Genomic DNA, 6,775 nt, shown 5'->3' with positions numbered 1-6,775 from the left:
CTGCAGCGCCTCCATCAGGAGATGACGAGATTAACACGCTCATCCGGAACATGGAGGAGATGGATGTTGAGGAACTCGTCAGTAGTTTCAGGGTGAACTGCAAGGACATGCTCAAAAAGATCCACCTTGATCACCTCATCCAGGAGAAAGATACATAGATACGGGAGCTGATAACGGAATGGATTCAATAGGTATCATCCAGATTTTCCTCTTGATCATCACAATAACAGTGGTGGCCGGGTTTGCCAGCGTTGTATACTTCCTTGGGGAGATCTATCGGGCTCTCACCAGGCCGGAGCCCGAAGCCTCCCCCGGCGTTACGAACGACCATGGAGCACCGGACCTCGCCGGGTCCGCGCCCCTCCCTAAAGGGATCGATCCCCGGAACGCCGGGAGTCTGGAGGAGTGTCTGGGCACGATCACTGAGAAGTACAACCTTGCGTCCTTCACACTGGCGACCGCAGACGGTCTCTTGATCGGCTCGACGAAAAGAGGTGCAGAGGACGAGGCAGCCAGGTACAGCTACCTCTACACACAGGGAACGTTGCAGGACGAGACCGGGGCGGAGCTCCTCGGTATCCCCCACCATGGGGAGACGGTAATCGGTATCGCCCGCCCTTCGGAGCCTCTCTCTCCCGAACTGGCGAGCGCACTCGAGCAGGACACCCGGGATGTCCTGCAACACTGGGTGTAAGACCGGTGAGATCAGGATACCAGCGGTGAGTGGTTACATGGTAAAAGTATACACAATTGCATCCGGTAAAGGCGGTACCGGCAAAACGACGGTCACAGCAAACCTGGGACCAATGCTGGCACAGTACGGGAAGAAGACATGCATCCTGGATGCCGACGTCGGGATGGCGAATCTCGGTCTCATCCTGGGACTTGAGAACCTGCCGGTGACCCTGCACGAGGTGCTGGCGGGCAAAGCGCGCGTCAGGGACGCCATCTACGATGGGCCGTTCGGTGTGAAGGTGGTGCCGTGCGGGCTTTCTCTGCAGGGTTTTCAGCAGTCAAGCCCGGATCGGCTGAAAGACGTTATGACCGACCTCGTGAGCGAGTTTGACATCCTTATCATGGACGCCCCTGCCGGGATAAGCAGGGACGGCGTTATCCCGCTGACAATCGCTGACGGGGTAATACTTGTCGTAAACCCTGAGATCTCCTCGATTGTTGATTCCCTAAAGACAAAGATCCTGACCGAGACGGTCGGTGGGCACGTTGAGGGCGCGATCATCAACCGGGTTGCCAGTAGCGGGGACGAGTTCAACCGCGCACAGATGGAGAAGCTCCTCGGGGTCAGGGTGCTCGGTGTCGTTCCGGAAGACCCGAACGTGCGGCGTGCGTCGGCCGGTCGGTCGCCGATCGTGGTGAAGTACCCGACATCCAGCGCATCGAGGGCCTTTAAGCGTATCTCAGCCGATGTAGCCGGTATCGAGTATGTTGAGGAGGAGGTGCCGGAGCCGCGGGAAGGTTTCGTCGATCGGCTGGCCCGGGCTCTCTTCCGGGTGAAGGCGTGAGATACCTGAAGTTGACCGCTCAATCACCCTCGCTACCGTCATTATGAAGAAAACAGACAGATGGCACCCTCACCTCCCTCTTTTATGTCATCAACCTGAAGGAGAGTTCAGATACTTCAAAAGAGTTATGAGGCCCCAAATTTGCCTGGTGACGCGAATAAATGATAAAATCGTTAAATCAGGTTCCTGAAACCCGCTCACTGTAGCGAATGAACTATATATAATTATATTTTAATAGCAGGAAGTGGTAATCACACATTCAGAGGCTCATAATGGATATACGTGTGGATAGGGACGCATGTGTCGGGTGCGGTCTCTGCGTCAAAGACTGTCCGATGCATGTGTACGAACTCCAGGACAATGTGAGTGTCCCGGTCAGCCCCAATAACTGTATGGGGTGTCTCTCCTGCCACGAGATCTGCCCGGCCCAGGCACTCGAGCACCGTGGCATCTATCCCGCCCGGCGGCACTATATCGACATCAAGGTCTGTGAGATGCTCCGGAAGGTGGTCTGATGAGTGCTGGTTACATCGACGAAATGCATGAAGCCTTCCGTTCCGAGCTCGTCTACCGTGCTGAGGAGATCCCCCTCGAGTGCACACCAGGCCCCAAAGAGATGGAACAGACGCTCCATGGCGTGATGAAACTCAACGGCCTGGTCATCAGGTCGCTTGAAGAGATCGCGGGGCGGGGAGCAAACGCGGTCACGTACCGGGCCGGGAAGAAGTTCGGTCACGAGATCGCCAAGTACTTCCAGAAACGTGAAGACGTGGAAGGGGCGCTTCACGAGCTCTCCGACCTCCTGCGCGGCCAGTACTCCTTTGAAGTCTGGAAACCCGAGGATAAGGAGACGTTCATCATCGAAGAGAACGGTGAGACCTTCATCTACCTCGTCTTCCATGACTGCATTGTCCGCCAGACGCTCAGGCGTAATGGTCTTGACCAGGGCGGCCCGCTCTGCCAGACTCTTTTTGGCTATGTCGTGGGCGCGATCGAAGAGATCACCGGCCGGAAAGCCAAACTGGAGATCGTCCATACCGGCCCGAACGCCTGCCTGAAGAAACTGATCCTGAAATGAGGCGGAATGATGAAGATTGCTATTGAGGAACTGGCCGGGTGTTCAGGGTGCACGATCGCGGTGCTCGATCTCCACGAGATGCTCCTTGATGTCATCGAGGAGGCTGAGATCGTCTACTCTCCGGTGATCATGGACACGAAGGAGCCCCCTGAGGGCATCGACATAGCATTCGTGACCGGTGCCGTCCGGAACGAGGAGAACCACGAACGCCTCATCAGGCTCCGGAAACGGGCAAAGACGCTTGTTGCGCTTGGGACCTGTGCCTGTTACGGCGGCATATCGGGTCTTTCGATGCTGAGTTCAAACGAAGACCTCTTCCAGTGCGTCTACCGGGAGGTGGAGACGGCTAAGCCCGACGGGGTTATCCCGACCGATGTGCCGCCGTTCCTCTACCGGGCGTTCGCGGTGGGCGATCTTGCAAAGATCGACTATTACATCACGGGCTGCCCGCCGAAGGAGGCGTTCTTAAAGAAGATCATCCCGGCGATGATCGCGGGGGATACTCTTGAACTCTCGCGTAAATCGGTCTGTGCAGAGTGCGACAGGATCATGGGGCCGGTTGAGAACTGGTCCCTCTCGCGGCGGCACGAGGGTGTGCCCGACCGTGAGCACTGCCTGCTCGGGCAGGGTTATCTCTGCCTTGGGAGCGTCACTTTCGGCAGGTGCGGGGCGGCCTGCCCGAAGAACAACATCCCGTGCCACGGGTGCAACGGCCCGTCGCTCGACATCCTCCGTGAGCCCTGCCGGGACATCTACAACATGATGGTGCGGAGGATTTCGGATCTCACCGATAAGCCGGAGAAGGAGGTGGAGAAGGAACTCTACGACGTCGCTCACACGATGTACGCCTTCACCATCGGGAGCCTGATCATGGAGGATAAGGAGACGTCAAAGATTCGCGATCTGGTAAAGGAGAGGGGAAGATGAAAGAGATCACGATAAGCCCGGTGACCCGGGTCGAGGGTCACGCCGGTATAAAGATCTTCCTCAACGAGCAGGGGGAGGTCGACTCGGCTCACTTCCAGGTTGTGGAACTCAGGGGGTTTGAGAAGTTCCTCGTCGGGGCGGCGATCGAGGAGGCTCCCCGGATAACGCCACGGATCTGCGGTATATGCCCATCGGCACACCACCTGGCGGCGGCGAAAGCGACCGACCAGATCTTCGGCGTCGAGCCGCCCGCGACCGGTAAGAAGCTCAGAGAACTCCTCAATATCGGGCAGTTCATCCACTCCCACGCCCTCCACTTCTTCATGCTTGCGGCGCCTGATTTCATCCTGGGCTACGATGCGCCGGCAGAGGAGCGCAACGTCATCGGGCTTGCCCGCCACTCACCCGAGATCGCGAAGAAGGCTATAGCGGTCCGGAAGTTCGGCCAACGCCTGACTGAGGCGGTCGGCGGCAAACCCATCCACCCGGCAAACGCGCTCTCCGGGGGGATGTCGGCGCCGCTCACTGAGGGGAGGAGGGCCGAACTGGTCACCATGGCCGATGAGGCGCTCACAATCGCCCGTGAGGGGTGGGACCTCGCACGTGGTCTCCTCGACGGCGTCGATACCGGTGTCGGCGCTGTGGAGACCGGGTTCCTGGGTATGACCAGGCACGGTCTCCACACGACCTACGAGGGGCCCGTTGCGGTGCTTGGGTCTGACGGGGGCAGGATCGGTTCGTTCTCGGGGGAGGAGTATACGAACTTCATCGAGGAGTACTCGGAGGACTGGTCGTACCTGAAGTTTGCCCGGCTCAAGGGCGGGGATTACTACCGGGTCGGGCCGCTTGCCCGGCTCAATATCGTGGAGAAGATGGGGACGGAGCATGCTGACGCCGCTCTCGCCGAATACCGCGAGCGGTTCGGTACCGTTACGCAGGCCACGCTTGCCTACCACCTGGCACGCTACATCGAGTTCCTCACCTCGTGTGAGCGGGCGGTGGAGTTGCTCTCCGATCCGGGCATCACCGGTTCTGATGTCAGGATCCCGGTGGAGAAGGTCGTGAACCGGCGTGGTATCGGGATCATCGAGGCTCCCCGGGGAACCCTGATCCATGACTACACCGTCAGCGAATCGGGCATCATTGAGCGGTGCAACCTCATCGTTGCGACCTGCCAGAACAACTACGCGATCGACCGGGGTGTGGAGGATATGGCACGCCGGGTGGTGGAGAACGGAACGTTGACCGAAGGGGCGGCAAACCGTATCGAGATGATCATCAGGGCGTATGACCCCTGTATCTCGTGCGCGACGCACGCGATCGGACGGATGCCCCTCCGGATTGAGTTAGTCAGAAGATGATGAGGCGATAGAGATGTTGAAACAGATCCTGGGAGAATTCCTGAAACTTGACGGGGTTACCGCCGCGGTTGTGGCGGGACGGGACGGCTTTGTGATCGAGAGTGTTGTTGCCGGCGACGTGGATGTCGAAGCCCTGGGCGCCATGGCGTCGACGGGCATGGGTACGTCTGAAGCGATGAGCAACGAGCTTGGGAAGGGGGAGATGCACCAGATGATCGTCGAACTGGAGAACGGGCCCATCCTGCTCTCCCCGCTCTCTGAGGACGAGCTGATTGCCATTGTGGCGGACGCAAACGTCAATGTCGGGCGGATCCGTTACGAACTGAAGAAGAACAAGGATCGAATAATCGCTGCTCTGTGAGACTGATGCTACCGGATGGCGTCTCACTCGGACGATTACAGGGGCCCCTTGCGGCCCTTGCTACCATCAGCCCTCGCTTTACGGGGGCGGTGCGCATCGACGGGTCCGGAGGGACCGGTTTTGTTCTGGTCCAGGGAGGGAACCCGTATGCGGCCGTTTATCAGGCAACCGGTGAGAACCTGGTCCTCAATGGGGACGAGGCCTACCGATACCTGCTCGACCGGCCGTCGCTCGATTACGAACTTATTGCGTATACTTCTGAGGAGACCGGGGCGGCCCGGGCGGTCTCCGAGGAGATCGGGTGCCTGATGAGCGGTGACGGCGCAGGGCCGGCCGCTTCTGCCGGGTCGTTGAGTGCGGGGTGCCTTGAGCATATCGCGCGGCAGCCGGGCGTCATTGCCGTCTCGGTCTTCCACGAGGGGTTTGCCCTCCAGTCACTGGGTTCCGCGGACTTTGAGCAGGTGGCTGCGGTCGCCGAGGATCTGCTCCGCGCCGGTACCCGTATCACGGGGGATATGGATATGGGGGACCTCTCCCAGGTGATCCTCGAGACTCCGGCGGGGAAACTTATCATCGCACCCTACAGGGATCTCTCAGTCTGCGTACTCGCAAAGCCCGACGCCAACCTTGGCCTGATCAGGCTCTCGATACGGGGCATGCAGGGCCAGGCACCCTGAAGGCGGGAACCCTGGGGCGTTACCGGGGCGGAGAACATCTCCCGCTGGGTGGAGGGGCTCTCTCCCTCCCCGGTTGCACATAGCCGCGGCGGGCCGGTGGGAGATCAGGTTCTGTCTACCCCTGCATCCAATGCACCAATCCCCGCTGCTTCGGCCTGGAGCGACGCCTCATGGATTCTTTCCGGAGTGACAGCCGGGGCCCGGGTTCTTTCCTTACAGGAGGATGCTTGATGTGGTGTTTTTCAACAAAACTGCAGATTCTTGAACGGCTCGCCGGTTCGGCCTGAGTTGCCCACCCTGGAGCCGCTCTCCTGACATCCCGTATCTCCGCACCCTAATAATGAAATACCAGGGGCACATTATATTGGAATGTAAACCATCCCAAAACTACGATTATCGGGAGGTTGTGATATGAAGAAAGGTTTTGCAACAAACATTGAGAAGGACACCGTAGAGAACACCGACTTCCGCAGGGTTCTCTATACGGGGAAGTTCAGCCAGCTTGTGCTGATGTGCCTGAAGCCCGGTGAGGAGATCGGCGAGGAAGTTCATGACGACGTCGACCAGTTCTTCCGGTTCGAGGAAGGCGAAGGGGCTGTCGTGATCGACGGCGTGAAACACGTCGTCAAGGACGGCAGCGCCGTGGTTGTGCCGAGCGGTGCAAACCACAACGTCCTGAATACCTCAAAGACGGCAAACCTCAAACTCTACACGATCTACTCGCCGCCCGAGCACCGTGATGGGGTTGTGCATAAGACCCGCGAAGAGGCTATGGCCGACGATGAGCATTTCGACGGAAAGACGACAGAGTAACGTCTCCCTGAAGTGCACTAGTGGAGCATTGCATCTAA

9 protein-coding genes are annotated in these 6,775 nt (G+C 58.9%); all 9 read left to right on the top strand.

The window, feature by feature from the left end; all coding sequences use genetic code 11:
• Positions 1 to 178 precede the first annotated feature (178 nt).
• The 9 genes from BP858_RS03950 (at position 179) to BP858_RS03910 (ending at position 6,737) form a co-directional block, all read left to right on the top strand.
• Entirely contained in the window at positions 179 to 694 is a 516-nt protein-coding gene (locus BP858_RS03950; RefSeq protein WP_014867727.1) for a hypothetical protein, read from the top strand.
• A gap of 37 nt (positions 695 to 731) precedes the next feature.
• Entirely contained in the window at positions 732 to 1,520 is a 789-nt protein-coding gene (gene minD, locus BP858_RS03945; RefSeq protein ID WP_014867728.1) for a cell division ATPase MinD, read from the top strand.
• Between the two features lie 272 nt (positions 1,521 to 1,792).
• Positions 1,793 to 2,035 carry a 4Fe-4S dicluster domain-containing protein gene (locus BP858_RS03940; RefSeq protein ID WP_014867729.1) on the top strand — a complete coding sequence of 81 codons (243 nt, stop codon included), beginning with the start codon at positions 1,793 to 1,795 and terminating at the stop codon, positions 2,033 to 2,035.
• Positions 2,035 to 2,598, top strand: coding sequence for a hypothetical protein (locus tag BP858_RS03935; protein ID WP_014867730.1), 564 nt, complete (start codon positions 2,035 to 2,037; stop codon positions 2,596 to 2,598). Before BP858_RS03940 ends, BP858_RS03935 begins: the two co-directional genes overlap by 1 nt.
• A 6-nt stretch (positions 2,599 to 2,604) precedes the next feature.
• A complete protein-coding gene (locus tag BP858_RS03930; RefSeq protein WP_014867731.1) occupies positions 2,605 to 3,525 on the top strand; it encodes an NADH ubiquinone oxidoreductase in 921 nt (306 codons plus the stop codon).
• The gene (locus tag BP858_RS03925) at positions 3,522 to 4,886 is read left to right on the top strand and encodes a Ni/Fe hydrogenase subunit alpha (protein ID WP_286878901.1); all 1,365 of its coding nucleotides are present in this window, start codon (positions 3,522 to 3,524) and stop codon (positions 4,884 to 4,886) included. Before BP858_RS03930 ends, BP858_RS03925 begins: the two co-directional genes overlap by 4 nt.
• 13 nt (positions 4,887 to 4,899) lie before the next feature.
• Entirely contained in the window at positions 4,900 to 5,247 is a 348-nt protein-coding gene (locus tag BP858_RS03920; protein ID WP_014867733.1) for a roadblock/LC7 domain-containing protein, read from the top strand.
• Positions 5,248 to 5,252: 5 nt separating this feature from the next.
• Entirely contained in the window at positions 5,253 to 5,924 is a 672-nt protein-coding gene (locus BP858_RS03915) for a roadblock/LC7 domain-containing protein (RefSeq protein ID WP_074175679.1), read from the top strand.
• Between the two features lie 411 nt (positions 5,925 to 6,335).
• Positions 6,336 to 6,737, top strand: a complete 402-nt coding sequence (locus BP858_RS03910) for a cupin domain-containing protein (protein WP_074175678.1) — start codon at positions 6,336 to 6,338, stop codon at positions 6,735 to 6,737.
• Positions 6,738 to 6,775 lie beyond the last annotated feature (38 nt).

The sequence above is a fragment of the Methanoculleus sp. UBA413 genome, assembly GCF_002502935.1.
Taxonomy (GTDB): Archaea; Halobacteriota; Methanomicrobia; order Methanomicrobiales; family Methanoculleaceae; genus Methanoculleus; species Methanoculleus bourgensis.
This window is presented reverse-complemented; position numbering and strand designations above follow the sequence as displayed.